The sequence below is a fragment of the Streptomyces vulcanius genome, from assembly GCF_042653945.1.
Classification (GTDB): domain Bacteria; phylum Actinomycetota; class Actinomycetes; order Streptomycetales; family Streptomycetaceae; genus Streptomyces; species Streptomyces mangrovi.
In genome coordinates, this window is sequence record NZ_JBHSFK010000010.1 from 248,331 (window position 1) to 265,719 (window position 17,389).

The 17,389-nt window shown below is 71.5% G+C and carries 11 protein-coding genes; 6 read left to right on the plus strand and 5 right to left on the minus strand.

Annotation, left to right across the window (positions count from 1 at the left end; all coding sequences use genetic code 11):
• Positions 1-29 precede the first annotated feature (29 nt).
• Positions 30-2,177, plus strand: a complete 2,148-nt coding sequence (locus ACFPIH_RS17965) for an ATP-binding SpoIIE family protein phosphatase (RefSeq protein ID WP_381170835.1) — start codon at positions 30-32, stop codon at positions 2,175-2,177.
• 14 nt (positions 2,178-2,191) lie between these two features.
• On the opposite strand, the gene ACFPIH_RS17970 is transcribed toward ACFPIH_RS17965, so the two are convergent.
• On the minus strand, positions 2,192-2,863 hold the full coding sequence (locus tag ACFPIH_RS17970) for a hypothetical protein (RefSeq protein WP_381170833.1): 672 nt from the start codon (positions 2,861-2,863) through the stop codon (positions 2,192-2,194).
• A gap of 167 nt (positions 2,864-3,030) precedes the next feature.
• Between ACFPIH_RS17970 and ACFPIH_RS17975 the strand changes: the two genes are divergently transcribed.
• The gene (locus ACFPIH_RS17975; RefSeq protein ID WP_381170831.1) at positions 3,031-4,374 is read left to right on the plus strand and encodes a pectate lyase family protein; all 1,344 of its coding nucleotides are present in this window, start codon (positions 3,031-3,033) and stop codon (positions 4,372-4,374) included.
• Between the two features lie 76 nt (positions 4,375-4,450).
• On the opposite strand, the gene ACFPIH_RS17980 is transcribed toward ACFPIH_RS17975, so the two are convergent.
• Positions 4,451-4,816, minus strand: coding sequence for a PH domain-containing protein (locus tag ACFPIH_RS17980; RefSeq protein ID WP_381170829.1), 366 nt, complete (start codon positions 4,814-4,816; stop codon positions 4,451-4,453).
• 85 nt (positions 4,817-4,901) lie between these two features.
• Here ACFPIH_RS17980 and ACFPIH_RS17985 point away from each other — a divergent pair, with 85 nt between their 5' ends.
• From ACFPIH_RS17985 to ACFPIH_RS17995, 3 genes are all read left to right on the plus strand, one after another.
• Complete coding sequence (locus ACFPIH_RS17985) at positions 4,902-5,561, plus strand: Crp/Fnr family transcriptional regulator (protein ID WP_381170827.1); 660 nt, start codon at positions 4,902-4,904, stop codon at positions 5,559-5,561.
• 99 nt (positions 5,562-5,660) lie between these two features.
• The gene (locus ACFPIH_RS17990) at positions 5,661-6,710 is read left to right on the plus strand and encodes a hypothetical protein (protein ID WP_381170825.1); all 1,050 of its coding nucleotides are present in this window, start codon (positions 5,661-5,663) and stop codon (positions 6,708-6,710) included.
• The gene (locus ACFPIH_RS17995; RefSeq protein WP_381170823.1) at positions 6,707-8,893 is read left to right on the plus strand and encodes a hypothetical protein; all 2,187 of its coding nucleotides are present in this window, start codon (positions 6,707-6,709) and stop codon (positions 8,891-8,893) included. The genes ACFPIH_RS17990 and ACFPIH_RS17995 overlap by 4 nt, the downstream gene beginning before the upstream one ends.
• 58 nt (positions 8,894-8,951) lie before the next feature.
• On the opposite strand, the gene metG is transcribed toward ACFPIH_RS17995, so the two are convergent.
• A complete protein-coding gene (gene metG / locus ACFPIH_RS18000; protein ID WP_381170821.1) occupies positions 8,952-10,670 on the minus strand; it encodes a methionine--tRNA ligase in 1,719 nt (572 codons plus the stop codon).
• A 113-nt stretch (positions 10,671-10,783) separates the two neighbouring features.
• Positions 10,784-12,835 carry a VWA domain-containing protein gene (locus ACFPIH_RS18005; protein ID WP_381170819.1) on the minus strand — a complete coding sequence of 684 codons (2,052 nt, stop codon included), beginning with the start codon at positions 12,833-12,835 and terminating at the stop codon, positions 10,784-10,786.
• Positions 12,836-13,319: 484 nt separating this feature from the next.
• Here ACFPIH_RS18005 and ACFPIH_RS18010 point away from each other — a divergent pair, with 484 nt between their 5' ends.
• A complete protein-coding gene (locus tag ACFPIH_RS18010) occupies positions 13,320-15,401 on the plus strand; it encodes a PhoX family protein (protein WP_381170817.1) in 2,082 nt (693 codons plus the stop codon).
• A gap of 8 nt (positions 15,402-15,409) precedes the next feature.
• Here ACFPIH_RS18010 and ACFPIH_RS18015 read toward each other — a convergent pair whose 3' ends face one another.
• Positions 15,410-17,365 carry an FUSC family protein gene (locus tag ACFPIH_RS18015; RefSeq protein WP_381170815.1) on the minus strand — a complete coding sequence of 652 codons (1,956 nt, stop codon included), beginning with the start codon at positions 17,363-17,365 and terminating at the stop codon, positions 15,410-15,412.
• Positions 17,366-17,389: the final 24 nt, after the last annotated feature.

The window sequence follows — 17,389 nt, forward strand, 5'->3', positions numbered from 1 at the left end:
TTTCGATTCCCTCTTCTTAAAGTGGGGCAATGCGCACTGGCGAGCCCCTGCCCGCCGTGGAGGAGGTTCTCGCCTCCCTCGCGACCGGCGTGTGGCACTGGAGTACTGCTACTGGGCTGGTCACGGTCGACGCCGAAGCCGCCCGGCTGCTCGGGCTGCCCTTCGAGGGGACGGTCCTCACCGAGGCCCAGACCCGGGCCCGGCTGCACCCCGTGGACTGGAACGAGATCACCGGCGTGATCCAGCTCGCCGTCGCCGAGGGCACCCTCGCAGAGGTGCGCATCCGGATCATGGACGAGCGGGGGCGCGTCGTCCGGGTGGTCCGCAGCCGCTCGAAGCCGTCGTTCGACCCGGTGAAACGGGCGTACGAACTGATCGGCACCCTTCAGGAGGTCACCGAGCCCCGCCCGGGCACCCCCGCGGGCCGCAGGGCCGTCACCGGGGACTGGCGCCGCTCGCGGGAGGCGTTCCTGCTGGACGCGGGCCGGGCGCTGGCGGAGGCGCGGTCCACCGAGGAGGTGCTGCGGGTCGCTGCGGGGCTGTCGATGCCGGGCTTCTCCCCCGACGGGCTGGCCGTCTTCGGCGCCGAGGGCGACCGGCTGACGATCATCGGCCACCACGGACAGCAGCCCCGCGACGAGTACCCCTTCACCCATATGTCCGTGGAGACGGACTATCCGGCGGCGGAGGTGGTCCGCACCGGACGCGCGGTGTACCTCACCTCCCCCGAGCGGTACAAGGAGCGCTACCCGCTGACCTGGCCGCTGGCCGAGCAGTTCGGCCGGCAGTCCTGGGCCTTCCTGCCGCTGACGGTGGCCGGCCGCACGATGGGCGCCTGGATGGCCGGCTTCGCCTATCCGGTCGCCTTCACCCCGGACGAGCGGTCCGTGCTCACCACCGTGGCCCGCATGCTCGCCCAGGCCCTCACCCGCGCGGGCGCCGCCGAGACCCAGCGCGAGCTGACCGACGGCCTCCAGCGCTCCATGCTGCCCACGCTCGGCCCCGAGATACCGGGCATGACCCTCGCCGCCCGCTACATACCGACCGGTGGCGGACTCCAGGTCGGCGGCGACTGGTACGACATGATCCCGCTGCCGAACAAGCGGTTCGCGCTGGTCATCGGTGATGTCCAGGGGCATGACGTACGGGCCGCCGGGCTCATGGGCCAGCTCCGGATCGCCGTACGGGCGTATGCCGCCGAGGGCCACCGGCCCGACGCCGTGCTCTCCCGGGCCTCCGGCTTCTTCCACGGCCTGAACAGCGAGAACGGCGAGAGTACCGGCAGCGGCGGGAGCACCGGCAGTACGGACTCCCGGTTCGCGACCTGTCTGTACATCGAGGTCGACCCGGCCACCGGTGTCCTGGAGACGGCCCGGGCCGGGCATCTCGACCCGGCCGTCCGGATGACCGACGGCACGGTCCTGGTCCGCGCCACGGCCGGCGGTCTGCCCCTTGGCATCGACCCCGACGCCGACTACCCCACCACCCGGCTCGCCCTGGAACCCGGCGAGACGCTCGTGCTGTCCACCGACGGACTGCTGGAGACCGGCGGCCACGACCTCGACACCGGCTGGCAGCGGGTGCGGGTGATCCTGGAGGGCCACGAGGGCGGCCTGGAGGAGCTGGCCGACGCGCTCGTCCAGGCCGTGCACGGGCCCTCCTCCCACCACACCACCGGCCCGTTCGCCGACCGGCGCGGCGACGACATCGCCGTCCTGCTGCTCGGCCGCCACGGCGAGGAGAGCCACGGCCCGCTCGCCGCCGCACCCGTACGGACGCCGGTCCGGCGCAGCATGCTGACGGTCGCGCAGGCCGAGCCGGAGCGGGTCGCCGTGGCCCGGCAGCAACTGCGCGAGCTGCTGCACGACTGGCCGTCGGCCGACCAGGTCGACTCGGCGGTCCTCCTCGTCTCCGAGACCCTCACCAACGTCCTCGTGCACACCGACGCCGACGCCCTGATGGTCGCCGAGGTCACCGGTGCCCCCGGTGAGCGCCGTATCCGGATCGAGGTCACCGACACCAGCGACGACCTCCCGCACAAACGCCGCCCCGGTGAACTCGCCTCCTCCGGCCGCGGGCTGCTGCTGATCGAACTCCTCGCGGACAGCTGGGGCGTGGCCCCGCGCGGCGAGGGCAAGAGCATCTGGTTCGAGCTCTACGAGACGGCGGAGCCCTAGCGCGACCAGACCCGTCAGCAGTCGTCAGGCGAGGCCCCGTCCTCCAGCAGCCGCTCGGCGATGTCCGTCGACCAGGCCTGCGCCCAGGCGCGCAGCGCGGCGATGTCCGACTCGGCGAGCCCATGGGCGGTGAACGCCGCGTCGGGATAGTGATCGGTCCCGGTCAGCCGTCCCTGCAACACGGTCGGATCGAGATCGCCGTCCCCGTCGCGGAGGTGACGCCGGCCCAGTTCCTCCAGCTCGGGCAGGCCGAAGCGCTCGGCCGCGGCCCGCGCGTCGACCAGATCGACGGCGAGTCCACGCCCGTACAGGGCCCGCATCTTGGTGCCCACGGCGTCGGGGAGGGCGAGGCAGGGGCCGTACGGCGTCGGGACCGGCGGTGCCCAGAGGTTCTCCCGGTGCAGGGTCAGCGGCACCGCCCCGACCGTGAGATGCGCGGTGAGGGGTGTCGTGCCCTCGACGCCCACCTCGTGCCCCAGGGCGGTCAGCGCGGCCCCGACCTCCCAGGCGAGCCGCCGCAACGGCTCGGGGCTCGCGGTCGCGAGGTCGAGGTTCGCGTGCGGGCGCTCCAGCAGCCCGTGTGCCTGCAACGCGTACCCGCCGGCCAGCGCGAAGGGGGCGCCGGCCGGCGAAGCGAAGACGTCGGCCAGGAGACGGAGAGGGGATGGGGATTCCGAGAGACTCACCCTTCACGCTTCACGCGGCTTCACAAGGCCGGCTTCGTAAGGCCGACTTCATACGGCCGGCTTCATAAGGCCGGAGAAAAATTCTTGGTTCACGGCAACTCTTCACGACCCGGCGGCCACTGACAGGGCGTAACCCCGCTCCTCCCCGTTCCCCGTAAGGATCCACCGTGGCAGCTCCCTCCCATCGCCGGTCCCTCCGCACCCGCCGCACGCTCGTCGTCACCGCCGCGGTCGTGGCGGCCGGGGTCGGTGCCGGTGTCGTCGTGATGAACGCCAACGCCGGGACCGTCGACCTGTACCACCAGACGCTCGCCGCCAAGGACGGCTGGGCCTCCTCCGGCACGGGTACGACCGGTGGCACCAAGGCCGACGCCGCGCACACCTTCACCGTCTCCACCCGCGCCCAGCTCGTGAAGGCGCTGGGTTCGGTGTCCGACACCACGCCCCGGATCATCAAGGTCAAGGGCACCATCGACGCCAACACCGACGACGCCGGCAAGAAGCTGACCTGCGCGAACTACGCCTCGGGCACCGGCTACTCGCTCGCCGCGTACCTGAAGGCGTACGACCCCGCGACCTACGGCCGTTCGAAGCTGCCCTCCGGCACCCAGGAGAAGGCGCGCGCCGCCGCGCAGACCAAGCAGGCGAAGAACATCGTCTTCAAGGTCCCGGCCAACACGACGGTCGTCGGCGTCCCGGGCACCAAGGCGGGCATCTCCGGCGGCATGCTGCAGATCCAGAAGGTGGACAACGTCATCGTCCGCAACCTGACGTTCACCGCCACCGAGGACTGCTTCCCGCAGTGGGACCCGACCGACGGCGACGACGGCAACTGGAACTCCAACTACGACGCCGTCACCCTGCGCGGCGCCACCCATGTCTGGGCCGACCACAACACCTTCAGCGACGCGCCCCACCTCGACGGCGCCAACCCGAAGTACTACGGCCGCGAGTACCAGGTCCACGACGGCGACCTCGACATCACCAAGAGCTCGGACCTGGTGACGGTGTCCCGCAACCAGTTCACCAACCACGACAAGACGATGCTGATCGGCAGCAGCGACAGCGAGCCCAGCGGCAAGCTGCGCGTCTCCCTCCACCACAACATCTGGAAGGGCATCGTCCAGCGCGCCCCGCTGACCCGCGTCGGCCAGGTCCACATCTACAACAACTACTACGACGTCACGACCCTCAACGGCTACGCGACGCAGTACAGCATCAACTCCCGCGCCAAGGCCCAGGTCGTCGCGGAGGACAACTACTGGAAGGTGCCGGCCGGCGGCAAGATCGCCAAGCTGCTCAGCGGCGACGGCACCGGTTCGGTCAAGGGCAGCGGCAACCTCGTCAACGGCACCACGACGGACGTGGTCGCCGCGTACAACGCCGCGTCGTCGAAGAAGATCAAGACGACCGTGAACTGGACGCCGACGCTGACCTCCGGCCTGGAGACCTCGGCGAAGAACCTGCCCACGTCACTGCCGACGACGACGGGCGCGGACGTACTCAAGTAGCCCGCGAGCAGCCCCCGAGACGCGCGAGGGCCGGGAGACCACGAGCCCCCGGCCCTCGCGTTTTTTGCCGTGCCCGCTATTTCGCCACGAACTGGGTGAGGATCGCCTGCACCTCGTAGATGTCCACGCCCTTGGTGAACGTCTTCTGGATCGGCACCGAGGTGCCCGACACCCAGATCTTGAGTTCGGCGTCGAGGTCGAACGTGCCGGCGGTCTCGACCGCGAAGTGCGTGATGCTGCGGTACGGCACGGAGTGGTACTCCACCTTCTTGCCGGTGATCCCCTGCTTGTCGACCAGGATCAGCCGGCGGTCGGTGAACAGGATCGTGTCCCGGATCAGCAGATACGCGGCATGCACCTGCTCGCCCTGCCCCAGCAGCCGCGCGTAGTCCTGCTGCGCCGTCCCGGCGTCGATGGTGTGCGCGTTCCCGAACAGCGCCATGTGAGCCCCCCATGCGATGGATGTCGTAGCGAGGGACGCCGGAGGAGACCGTGGAGGTTGCGTGTCCCCCTTGTACGCTGCGGGCGTGACGTACCCCAGTCCGTTCACACCGGAGGAACTGCGGCTCGTCCGCGAGGCGGGCCGGCCGTGTCCCTGGGAGCGCGGGGAGACGCTGATGCGCGAGGGCTCCCCGGCCGACCAGGTGATCCTCGTCGAGGACGGCCTGGTGAAGATCACGGCCGAGACGGCCAACGGCTACACCAGCGTGCTGGCGATCCGCGGCCCCGGCGAGCTGATCGGGGAGCTGGCCTGCGTCGACGGCGGCCACCGGTCGGCGACCGTGACGGCGCTCAGGGCGGGGCACGGCGTGGCCGTGCCGGCCGAGCGCTTCCGGCAACTGCTCCGCCGTCACGGGGCGTTGGCCCTCACCGTGCTGCGCAGTGTCGCCGACCGCCTCCGCCACTCCGACCGGCTGCGCGGCGAGCACGGCGCCTACCCGGCCGGGATCCGGGTCGCCCGGGTGCTCGCGGACCTGGCGCTGAGCCACGGAGTCCCCGTGCCCGGCCGGCCCGGTGCCGTCACGGTGCTGGTCAACCAGCGGGAACTGGCCGGCGCGGCCGGCGCCTCCCGGGAGTCGGTGGCCCGCACGACGCGCGGCCTGCAACGCGACGGGCAGGTGACCGTGGGCCGCGGACGGATCGTGGTGAAGGACCCGCGCGCACTGCTGGACTGGGCCGGCGAGTGACGGCGGGTCACGCCCCGGCCGCAACCCGCAGCCCGCCGCCCGCAAGCAGAGTGTCAACTGACACTGTAGACACGCCGGTTGTGCGATATCCCTTCCGCCATGGTGAGTTCCCCAGTTCAGTATTCCCTGATCGTCATCCTCGACATCGAGAGCTTCGGACGGCGCACGGACCCGGACCAGACGTGGCTCCGCGAACGGCTGCGCACCGTCGTGGCCCGGGCGCTCGACGCCGCCGGCATCGAGCGGCCGCCGATGGAGGACCGGGGCGACGCCGTCGTCCTGCTCCTGCCCGGGGCCGTCCCCAAGACAGTCCTCCTGGGCGGTTTCGTCCGGGCCCTCGAACATGAACTGAGGGAGCACGCGTACGACCACACCGGGGACCGCACGATGCGACTGCGGGTGGCCCTCCACGCGGGAGAGGTCGGCCGGGACGCCACGGGCTGGGTCGGCGCGGACCTCAACACCGCGTTCCGGATCGCGGACATGGAGCCGCTGCGGCGGGCGCTGGCCGAGGCACCGGGAGCGGTGCTGTCCCTCGCGGTGTCCCACGTCCTGCACCAGGGAGTCGTACGGCACGGTCATCAGGGCCTGGGAACCGAGGAGTTCGCCCCCGCCGTGCTGACGGCGAAGGAGATCACCGGGGAGCCGGTCTGGATCCGCGTCCCCGGCCACCCCCGGCCTCCGGGCCTGCTGCCCCCGGCCCCGCCCGCCGGCCCTCCCCGGAAGCAGGTGGCCACACTCCCGGTCGCGCACGGCGCCCCGCCCGCCGCCGGCAACCTCGGTATCAGCGCGGCCCATGTCTCGGTCGTCGGCGTGGGCGTCAACCACGGCACGGTCGGCCAGTCCTGGACCACGTCGGCCGGCCCCGCCCCCGACGCCGTGGCCGCTCTGCACCACGAACTGGCCGGACTGCGCGCCGAGCTGAAGGAGGCCCGCTCCCTCCGGCAGATCGACGACTTCATCTTCCGGGCCGCCGAGGACGAGCTCGGCACGGCGGAACGGAACGCGGCAGCCCGGGACGACGAGGGGCGCGGCCGGCTCCTGCGCGCCCTGATGAACCTCAGGGGACTCATCGCGGACAGCGCCGCCCTCGCCGGGCTGGTGGCGACCGTCACGCAGCTCATCCAGCAAGTGAGAGGTCAGGCATGACAACAGCGAACCAGGGCATCCAGGCCCTCGACGTGAGCGTCCACGGCGTCGGCGTCAACCACGGCGAGGTCAACCAGTACGTCCTGGACCGGGACGCCTCCCCCGAGCAGAAGTTCCAGCAGGGCGTGCGCAGCCTGGACGCGGGCCTGCGGGCCAGGGCGGAGCTGCTCATCGGGGAGGTGGTCGACAACAGCGACACCCCCACCCCGGAGGCGCTGTACCACCTGGCGCTGTCGCTGCTGAGCCGCCGTGCCCCGGAGGATCTGACGGACGAGGACTGGCACCGGTTGCGCGCCACCCTGGACGCGCTGAGCGACGACCCGGGGGAGTTCGGCACGGCGGGCCGCGTCCTGCACGACCTGGTCCTGGCGTCGGTCAGCCCGGCCCGGCCCACGGGACCGGACGGCCGCCCGGATGTGGCACGGCTGCTGGCGGACCTTCCCGAGGTTCGGGCCGTCCAGGTGAGGAACCACCTGCGCCGCGTCATCGACGGCATAGAACGGGACGCGCGCGACCTCGGCGACGACGAGGTACTGGCCGACCGGATGGCGGGCGACCGGAAGGAGAAAGCACCGTACTTCTTCACCCCGGACCCCGAGCTGCACCCTCCGTTCCCGCCCGAGGAACGGGAGGCCGATCTGGGGACCATCTGCTTCTTCGGCGGTATCGGCGTGCCGGCCGCGGTCGTGATGCTGATCGCGCAGATGCCGGACCGGCTCGACGGCTTCTCCCGGGCGGTCGTCTGGTTCTGCCTCACGACGGGCTGTGTGGCACTGGCGACCGGGATCCCCGAGTGGCTGCGTGCGGGCGCCGAGTCCAGACAGCGCAAGGAACGGAGTGCCGAGCCCGACCACGACGGCGTGCCGGAGCGGGAGCAGGGCCCCGGCTCGGTGCTCCTGCCGGCGACCTGGCGACACGCGGTGCGCCGGACGTCGCCGCAGTGGCATGCCGAACGGGAGCGGCGGGCCAAGGCGAAGCAGGTCGCGAAGAAGGAGGAGTTCCGCAGTACCGTCGAGACCCTGGTGGAGGACCGGTTCGTGGAGCACGAGCCGGCGGACTCCTACGAAGCCGTCGAGTGGCGCCGCCGTACCGAGAAGGTGCGGCGCGACCTGGTCGACGAACTCACCCACCGCCACTGGCGCACCGGCACCCCGGGCGGTCTCGACTGGCTGATACAGCTGCGCGCCCGGGAGTTCGCCGAGCGGCCGTCCGACGAACTGCGCCAGTACGGCGTGGCCAGGATGCGGGAGTTCCGTGCCTGGTGCGGACGCGCCGGGATCGTCCTGCTCGGTGTCGGCATCGCGCAGCTCATCCCGAGCGAGGACTGGGAGCGGGGCCTGCCGGCCTGTCTGCTGCTGGCGGCGTCCGTGGGGTGGTCGGTGTGGGCCGGCATCCACCTCGCCGGGCACCGGCTGCACCGCCACGACATGGAGCAGTACGAGAGGGACCTGGCGGCGCGCAAGCAGTGGAAGGAACACGTCGACGCCAAGCGCCCCGGCGACGAGGAGATGGCCCACTGGTACGACCTGGACCAGCGGTATCTGCGCCGGGAGGTGCTGAGCGAGCACGGGATGGAGCACCGGGACATCCTCTTCAGCTTCTCCCTGACGGAGGCCAGTGCCGGACGGCATGTGCGCGCCAAGGTCAGGAACGGCCCGCCGCGCTACTCGCGCTATGTGCAGACCCTGTACGTCCTCACCTCGAGCGGGGTGTGGGCGAGCTCCTGGACGGTGGACTTCGTCACCGGTGAGCACGAGGGCCGACGGGACACGGTCTTCCGTTACGACGCCATCAGCGCGGTCACCCTGGAGTCGGTCGGCGTCCGCTTCGGCGACTCCCGGCGGGAGATCGTCTCCATCGCCGACGACGGCAGCCTCCAGGACGTGGCGGACGACGACGGACTGGTCCTGCACGAGGCCCTGCGCCTTGACCTGCACAACGGACAGCGGTGGAGCGCGCTCCTTGAGAACTACGACGAGCTGTACGACGCCGACGAGGAGGACCTCGTCCAACTGCGCAGGCTCGCCCTGGAGTCGTCCGGCATCACGGCCGGGTTCCGGATCCTGACCGCCATGGCCACCGAGGGCAGACAGTGGTTCGAGCGGCGCCGCCGGCAGTCCCACCGGGCGTTCACCGGCGACCGCCCGGACGCGCCGCCGACCCTGGTCCTGGCGCGCGAGTAGTACGCACGGCGAGGGGCCCGGGACACGAATCCCGGGCCCCTCCCTGTGCGTGCGTGCCTTACGCGGCCGGCTCGCCGCCGAAGCGCTCCTTGTAGTTCTCCAGGTCCTCGTCCGTGAGCTTGGCGAAGAGGACCGGGGGGACGGTGAAGGGGGTGCCGGCGGGGACGGAGGCGAGGGCGCGGGCCTCGTCGGCCGTGACCCAGGTCGCGGTGTCGTCCTTGAGGGAGAAGGCCTCACGCATGGTCTTCGCCGTGGCCGGGATGAAGGGTTCCGAGACCACCGAGTAGAGGTGGATCAGGTTCATCGCGGTACGGAGGGTGAGGGCGGCGGCGTCCTTGTCGGTCTTGATCTCCAGCCAGGGGGCCTTCTCCTCCAGGTAGGAGTTGCCGGCCGACCACAGCGCGCGCAGGGCGGCGGCGGCCTTGCGGAACTGGAGGGTCTCCATGTGGCCCTCGTACTCGGCCAGCAGCTGGGCGATCTGCTCGCCCAGCCGGGCCTCCGCCGCACCGGGGGCGCTGCCCGCCGGGACCTCGTCCCCGAAGCGCTTCTTCGAGAAGGACAGGACCCGGTTGACGAAGTTGCCCAGGGTGTCGGCGAGGTCCTTGTTGACCGTGGCCGTGAAGTGCTCCCAGGTGAAGGAGGAGTCGTCGGACTCGGGGGCGTTGGCGATCAGGAAGTAGCGCCAGTAGTCGGCGGGCAGGAGCGCCAGGGCCTGGTCCGTGAAGACGCCTCGCTTCTGGCTCGTGGAGAACTTCCCGCCGTAGTACGTCAGCCAGTTGAAGGCCTTGACGTAGTCGACCATCTTCCACGGCTCGCGCACGCCGATTTCCGTGGCCGGGAACATCACGGTGTGGAAGGGGACGTTGTCCTTGGCCATGAACTCGGTGTAGCGGACGTCGGCGGCGGACTCGTACCACCACGACTTCCAGTCCCTGTTCGCCGGGTCCTGGTCCGCCCACTCCTTCGTCGCGCCGATGTACTCGATCGGGGCGTCGAACCAGACGTAGAAGACCTTGCCCTCCGCCGCCAGCTCCGGCCAGGTGTCGGCCGGGACGGGGACGCCCCAGTCCAGGTCACGGGTGATCGCGCGGTCGTGCAGGCCCTCGGTCAGCCACTTGCGGGCGATGGAGGAGGCCAGCTGCGGCCAGTCGTCCTCGTGGCGGGAGACCCACTCCTCGACCTCGTGCTGGAGCTTGGACTGGAGGAGGAAGAGGTGCTTGGTCTCGCGGACCTCCAGGTCGGTGGACCCGGAGATGGCCGACCGCGGGTTGATCAGGTCGGTCGGGTCCAGGACGCGGGTGCAGTTCTCGCACTGGTCGCCGCGGGCCTTGTCGTAGCCGCAGTGGGGGCAGGTGCCCTCGACGTAGCGGTCCGGGAGGAAGCGGCCGTCGGCGGGGGAGTACACCTGCCGGATCGCGCGCTCCTCGATGAAGCCGTTCTCGTCGAGGCGGCGGGCGAAGTGCTGGGTGATCTCGATGTTCTGGGGGCTGGAGCTGCGGCCGAAGAAGTCGAAGGCCAGCGCGAAGCCGTCGTAGACCGCCTTCTGCGCGTCGTGCGCCTGCGCGCAGAAGTCGGCCACGGGGAGGCCCTGCTCCTTCGCGGCCAGCTCGGCGGGGGTGCCGTGCTCGTCCGTCGCGCAGATGTACAGGACGTCGTGGCCGCGCTGGCGGAGGTACCGGGAGTACACGTCCGCCGGGAGCATGGACCCCACCATGTTGCCCAGGTGCTTGATTCCGTTGATGTACGGAAGGGCGCTGGTGATGAGGTGTCGAGCCATGGTGGCTGCTCCCATGTCGCTACGGGTATGAACCTTGAAATCGTAGCCGACATGTGTATGCCGCCCGCCTCCCGTTTTACGGGCTGGGAAGCGGGCGGCACGGCACGGATTTCTTACGGGCGCCAGTTCGCCAGTACGCCCTCGTAGAGCTCGGCGTCCGTGAGCTCGCGGGGGGTGGGGCCCGCGTGGAAGAACGACGCGTTGGCGGTCTTCAGCTTGCGGAGGTAGTCGAACGCCTTGTTGTCGTGCTCACCGAAGGCGACGAAGGAGAAGAAGACGCCCGGACGGTTCTTCCCCGCCTCGGTGAGGGACTGGGTGGCCGGGGTCTTGGCGTCCGGGGCGCCGTCGGTCTGGAAGATCACCAGAGCCGGTGTGTGCGGCTCCGGGGCCTTCTCGTTCTGGCTTACGACGGCCTCGACGGCGGCGTGGTAGCTGGTACGGCCCATACGGCCGAGGCCGGCGTGCAGCTCGTCGATCCTGTTCTCGGGGTCGGTGAGGGTGAGGTCGGCGGTGCCGTCGAGCTCCGTCGAGAAGAACACGACGCGGACCTTGGCCTCGGGGTCCAGGTGGGCCGCCAGGGCGAGGGTCTGGTCGGCGAGAGCCTGGGCGGAGCCGTCCTTGTAGTAGGCCCGCATGGAAGCGGAGCGGTCGAGGACGAGGTACACCTCCGCACGTTTGCCGGTGAGGCCCAGCTTCTCGAGGGCGGCGCCGGCGGTCTGGTAGGCGGTGACCAGATGCGGAGCGTCGGCCCGCACCCGCTCCTCCGCACCCGTACCGCTCTCGTCGCCGCCTGCGGGTGCACCCAGCGGGGCGCTTCCACCGTCGGCGACCGCGGGTTCCGTGGTGGCGGCAGCCGCGATGAGTGCGGGGGCGGCCTCCTCGGCGGGCTGGTCGCTGCCGACGGCAGGCTCCGCCTCGGGCTGCGCGGCTGCGGGGGTGGATTCCGCGGCCTCTGCCTCGGTTGAGGCGGGGGCGTCGGCGTCGGCTTCCGCGTCGTCGAGGTCGGCGACCGGCTCGGTGGCGGTGTCGGCCCCGGCGGTGGCCGTGACGGACTCGGCCTGCGGCTCGGGCTTGGCGTCCGCGTCCGCTGCGGCAGAACCCTCCGGCGACGGCTCCTCGGCGGCTTCTGCGGCCGGCACAGACAGTGCCTCCGGCTCCGCCGACTCCGCCGAGGGCTCCTCGGCGGAGGCCGGCTCGTCAGCCGCGGCTTCCGGGGCCGACGTCTGGTCCGGCTCCTCGGCGTCGACTGCCGGCTCGGTCGCCGGCTCGCCGGTTGCTTCAGCTTCCACCGCAGCCCCGGAGGCCTCGCTCGCTGCCGCTGCCGCTGCCTCCGGCTCCTTCTCCGGAGTCGGCTCGGCGGTCGGCTCCGCCTCAGCCACTCTCCCGTCCGTCGACTCGGCTCCTGCCCCGGCCGCAACCTCGGCCTTCGCCGCAGTCTCGGGCTCAGCCTTCGCCGCCGCCTCGGCCTCAACCTCGGTCTCGGCCTGCGTCGCTGCCTCGGCCTCAACCTCGGGCTCGGCTTCCGGCGCAGTCTCGGTCTCGGCCTGCGTCGCTGCCTCGGTCTCAACCTCGGGCTCGGCTTCCGGCGCAGTCTCGGTCTCGGCCTGCGTCGCTGCCTCGGTCTCAACCTCGGGCTCGGCTTCCGGCGCAGTCTCGGTCTCGGCCTGCGTCGCTGCCTCGGTCTCAACCTCGGGCTCGGCTTCCGCCTCAGCCCCGGTCTCCGCCTGCGTCGCCGCCCCGGCTTCCGGCTCAGCCGCCGCACCGGCGTCAGCCTCGGCCGTCGGCTCGGCCGCCGCACCGGCCTCAACTCCGGCCTCCGGGCCAGCCTCAACCTCGGCCTCAACCCCGGCGTCAGCCTCGGCCTCAACCCCGGCGTCAGCCTCGGCCTCAACCCTGGCCTCAACCCTGGCCTCAACCCCGGCCTCAACCCCGGCGTCAGCCTCGGCCTCAACCCTGGCCTCAATCCCGGCCTCAACCTCGGCCGTCGGCTCAGTCGCCGTACCGGTCTTGAGGTCGGGCTCTGCCCCCGTGTCGGCATCCGTCTCCGTGGAGCGGGTCGGCTTGGGGACCGTTACGTTGTTGAAGGCCGCTGCGACCAAGTCGTGTTCGCTGCCGCTCGCCGAGCGGGGCTCGGGGATCTGGGCAGGCGTCGGTGTTGGTTCCACCGCGGCCTTGGCCGGTGCCGGTACCTGTTCCTGGTTCTGAACCTGGTCCTGTTTGCCTTCCTCCGGTCGGCGCTCCTCGCGGGGAGCGACCTCCTCCCGCGAAGGAGCGGGTTCCTGCGAAGGAACCTGTTCCGCACCCTCTGCCTCGGCGGTAAGCCCCTTGCGTGAGCGGCCGAATGCGTTCCGAAGGCGAGTGAGAATGCCCATGCGCGCAACCCTTCGCGTGATGTCAAGCCCGTCAATCCCTGGCCAGGACGGACACGTAAGGTTAGCGGCCCCACGTGGTGATCTTGGGCAGGGGTGAGTAAGGCGGCAAGCGGTGTGTCAACACCGCCTCCGTGGCCGAAGTCCGCTGCCCCCATCCTCCGCCCAACTCCCTTGTGGCTTCCCGGGATTCACCTCGCGTTCATCCATGCGCCGCGCCTGCGCACGGACACACCCCTAACGTCACGTTCACATCAAGGGCACGCAAGGGGAGAGCAAAGTGCGCAAGCTGCTGCCGATCATCGGGACGCCGTCCGACTCGCACCCGGGAGGGCGATCCTCCCTGACCTGTCGTTACCGGTGTGGTGACGCCTGCTTCCACGAGGTGCCCAACACCAGCGACAACGAATACGTCGGCGACGTCATCGCCGGAGCCATGGGCCGCCGCGCCATGATGCGCGCCGCCGCCGTCGTCACGGTGGCCGCCACGGCCGGCGCCGCCGGTGTCGCGGGGGCGATTCCGGCCGCCGCCGCCACGGAGTCGATATCCGCGTCCTCCTCCAAGAACTCCAAACACGGCCGCGCCGCCCGCGGGCTCCGTTACACCTCCGTCGAGCCGAACACCGCCGACGCCGTGACCATCCCGGACGGCTACCGGCAGAACGTCGTCATCCGCTGGGGCGAGCCGATCCTGCGCGGCGCGCCCGCCTTCGACCCGGAGAACCAGACCGGCGCCTCCCAGGCCGGCCAGTTCGGCTACAACAACGACTTCCTCGCCCTCCTGCCCGTGCCGGGCGAGCACCGCCGCCAACTCCTCGTCGCCAACCACGAGTACACCGACGAGGTGCTGATGTTCCGCGGGTACGACCCCGCCAACCCGACCCGCAACCAGGTCGAGGTCGCCTGGGCCGCCCACGGGCTCGGTGTGGTCGTCGTCGAGGAGGACCGGCGGACCGGCGCCCTGACCGCCGTACCGCGGCACCCGCTCAACCGTCGGGTCACCGCGACCACCGAGTTCAGGCTGACCGGCCCCGCGGCCGGATCCGCGCTGCTCAAGACGTCCGTCGACCCGACCGGCCGCAAGGTCCTCGGCACGCTCAACAACTGCTCGGGCGGCACGACCCCCTGGGGCACCACGCTCCACGGCGAGGAGAACTTCAACCAGTACTTCGCCAACGGGACGCGGACGACCGACAAGCGGTACGGGCTCGGCACCGGCGCCACCGAGCGCAAGTGGGAGAGGTTCGACAAGCGGTTCGACGTCGCCCAGGAGCCCAACGAGTCGCACCGCTTCGGCTACGTCGTCGAACTCGACCCGTACGACCCGACCTCCACGCCCCGCAAGCGCACCGCGCTCGGCCGGGTCAAGCACGAGGGCGCCACCGTGCGGCTCACGGACGACGGCCGTCCCGTCGTCTACACCGGTGACGACGAGCGCTTCGACTACTTCTACAAGTTCGTCGGCAGCAAGAAGATGAAGAAGGGCAGCAGCAGGGCCGCCCGCGAGCACAACCTCACCCTGCTCGACGAGGGGACCCTGTACGTCGCCAAGCTCACCGGCGACTCCCCCGCGATAGAGATCGACGGAAGCGGGAAGCTGCCGGCGGACGGTGAGTTCGACGGCAGTGGCGAGTGGATCCCGCTCGCCACCGCCACCGCGAAGGGCGCCGTCTCGCACGTCGAGGGGATGACGGCCGAGGAGGTCTACGTCTTCACCCGCCTCGCCGGTGACAAGGTCGGCGCGACCAAGATGGACCGGCCCGAGGACATCGAGCCCAACCCGCACAGCGGCAAGGTGTACGTCGCCCTCACCAACAACACCAACCGCGGTGTCGGTACGAACGCCGCCGCCGACGAGGCCAACCCGCGCAACGCCAACAAGCACGGGCACATCCTCGAACTGACCGAGCGCCACAACCGCGCCGACAGCACGAGGTTCGCCTGGTCGCTGTTCCTCGTCGCGGGCGACCCGGAGGACCCGGCGACCTACTTCGCGGGCTTCCCGAAGGACGACGTCAGCCCGATCTCCTGCCCGGACAACGTGGCCTTCGACCCGCACGGCAACCTGTGGATCTCCACCGACGGCGCTCAGCTCGGCTCGCACGACGGCCTGTTCGGCGTGGCCACGAAGGGCTCGCGGCGCGGTGAGCTCAAGCAGTTCCTGACGGTGCCCAAGGGTGCCGAGACCTGCGGCCCGCTCGTCCAGGACCGGCGCGTCCTGGTCGCCGTACAGCATCCGGGTGAGCTCACCGGCGCGACCGTGGAGAACCCGCTGAGCGTGTGGCCCGACGGACCCGGCAAGATCGTCCGCCCGGCGGTCGTGGCGGTGTGGCGCGCGGACGGCTGCGACATCGGCGTCTGACCGGACGGCTATCTGGGTGAGGTGATCGCCCGCGCCGCCGCGACCTCCTGGCGGAGCGGCTCCAGGACGCTGTCCGGCGGGCCGGTCAGTTCCGTGCGGACGGGATAGAGGTTCTCCGTGTCCCGCAACCCGTCCGCCAACTCGCGCAGTTGCAGCGCGACATGGGCGATCTCGCGCACCGACGGCGGTTCGGCTCCGTGGCTGACACGGACCCGGGCCGCCGTCGTCGCGTCCACGATCCGCTCGACCGCGACGACCAGCGGCCACCAGGCCGCCGCCCGCCGGCCCGTCGGCGGCGGTTCGGTCAGCGCCCGCTGGAACTCCGTACGGACGACCGACAGATCGCGGTACAGCCGGCGGCGCATCCGGGCCCGGCCCGCGGTGTCGACGTCCGCGCCGAAGGCCGCGTCCACATAGCGCGAGGCGTCGGCGACCGCGTCGGCCAGCCGGTCGCCGACCCTGGTGTGCCAGCTCTCCGGCCAGAGCAGGTAGCCGGCCACGAGCGCGATTCCGCAGCCGATCAGCGAGTCGACCAGGCGGGGCAGCAGCAGGCCGGTGCCCTGGTGGTTGAGGACGTCCGACAGCAGCAGGATCACCGGGGTGATCGCCGCCGTCTGGTAGCCGTAGCCGCGCGGGGTGAGCGCCGGGATGAGCGGGGCGAGCAGCAGCATCACCGGTACGTCCCACCACCCCCTCGGCACCTGGGAGAGCACGGCCGCCGCCACCACCAGGCCGGCCACCGTGCCCAGCGCCCGCAGCAGCGCCCGGGAGAACACCGAGCCGAAGTCGGGCTTCATGACGAAGGTGATGGTCAGGGCGACCCAGTAGGAGCGCGCCACCGGGACCGTCGAGACCAGGATCTGGGCCAGCCCGATGCACAGGGCGAGGCGCAGGCCGTAGCGCCAGGAGGCGGCGGACAGGGCGACGTCGCGGGCGGCGCCCGAGGCCCGCACCCGCAGCCTCGCCGGACGGCCGAGGCGGTCGTCGTCCACGCCACCGGGGACACCGGGCTCGATGTCGGGCGCGGCCACCACCTCGGCGGCATGCCGCAGCGCGTGGTCCACGGCCCGGCCGGTCTCCGACCCGGGGGAGGGGAGCCGCAGCCCGACCGGCCCGGTGAACCCGGTCTCCACGGCCCGCGCGAGATGCCGTACGGCCTCCGGGACCGCGTCGGGCAGCGGGCGCCCGGCGAGATGCGCGGCGGGGGCCGCCTCCACCACCGGGGTGATGGCGTTCAACTGGGCGATCAGCCGCGTCAGTTCGGCGTTGCGGCCGTGCTGCCGGGCGCGCCGGGCGAGGACGAGGTCGTACGACTGGTTCAGCGACTGGGTGACGGTGTGGCGGGCGTCCTCGTACGCGCCCGGGACCTCGCTGCCGCAGGCGGCGAGCAGATCGGCGACCGTGCGGTAGGTCGCCGCGACGGCGGTGCGTTCCGGCACCCCGGAGCGCAGCGGCCACGCCAGCAGGGCGAGGAGCAGCACCAGCAGCCCCGCGCCGCTCATCAGCACCGGCGCCAGCCACCACTCCCCCGGCATCGGCAGCCCCGCCCCCACCACGGAGTTCAGCAGGAGCAGCAGCCCGGAGACGGAGGCCACGGCCCCGATCGTCGAGATCATCCCGGAGACCAGCGCCACCCCGGTGACGACGGCGACCGCCAGCCACCCCTGCCCGTACACGGCGGAACCGACCGTGATGCCGATGGCGCCGAACAGCTGCGGCACGGCGATGTTCAGGATCCGCATGCGGTAGGCGTCGGCGGTGTCGCCGATCACCCCGGACAGGGCGCCCATCGAGGCGAGCGCGCCGTACGCGGGCTCTCCCGCCGCCAGCCCGATCACCAGCGGAAGCGTCATCGCGACGGCGGCCCGCACGGCGGCGGCCCGGCTGGCGGGGGCCCGCTGGGGCTGAAGGTTCCGGACCAGCCAGTCGGGAGGGCTGAGGCCGATGGGGAACTCGCGGGACATGGCCCCATTATCGGTGGAGCGCGA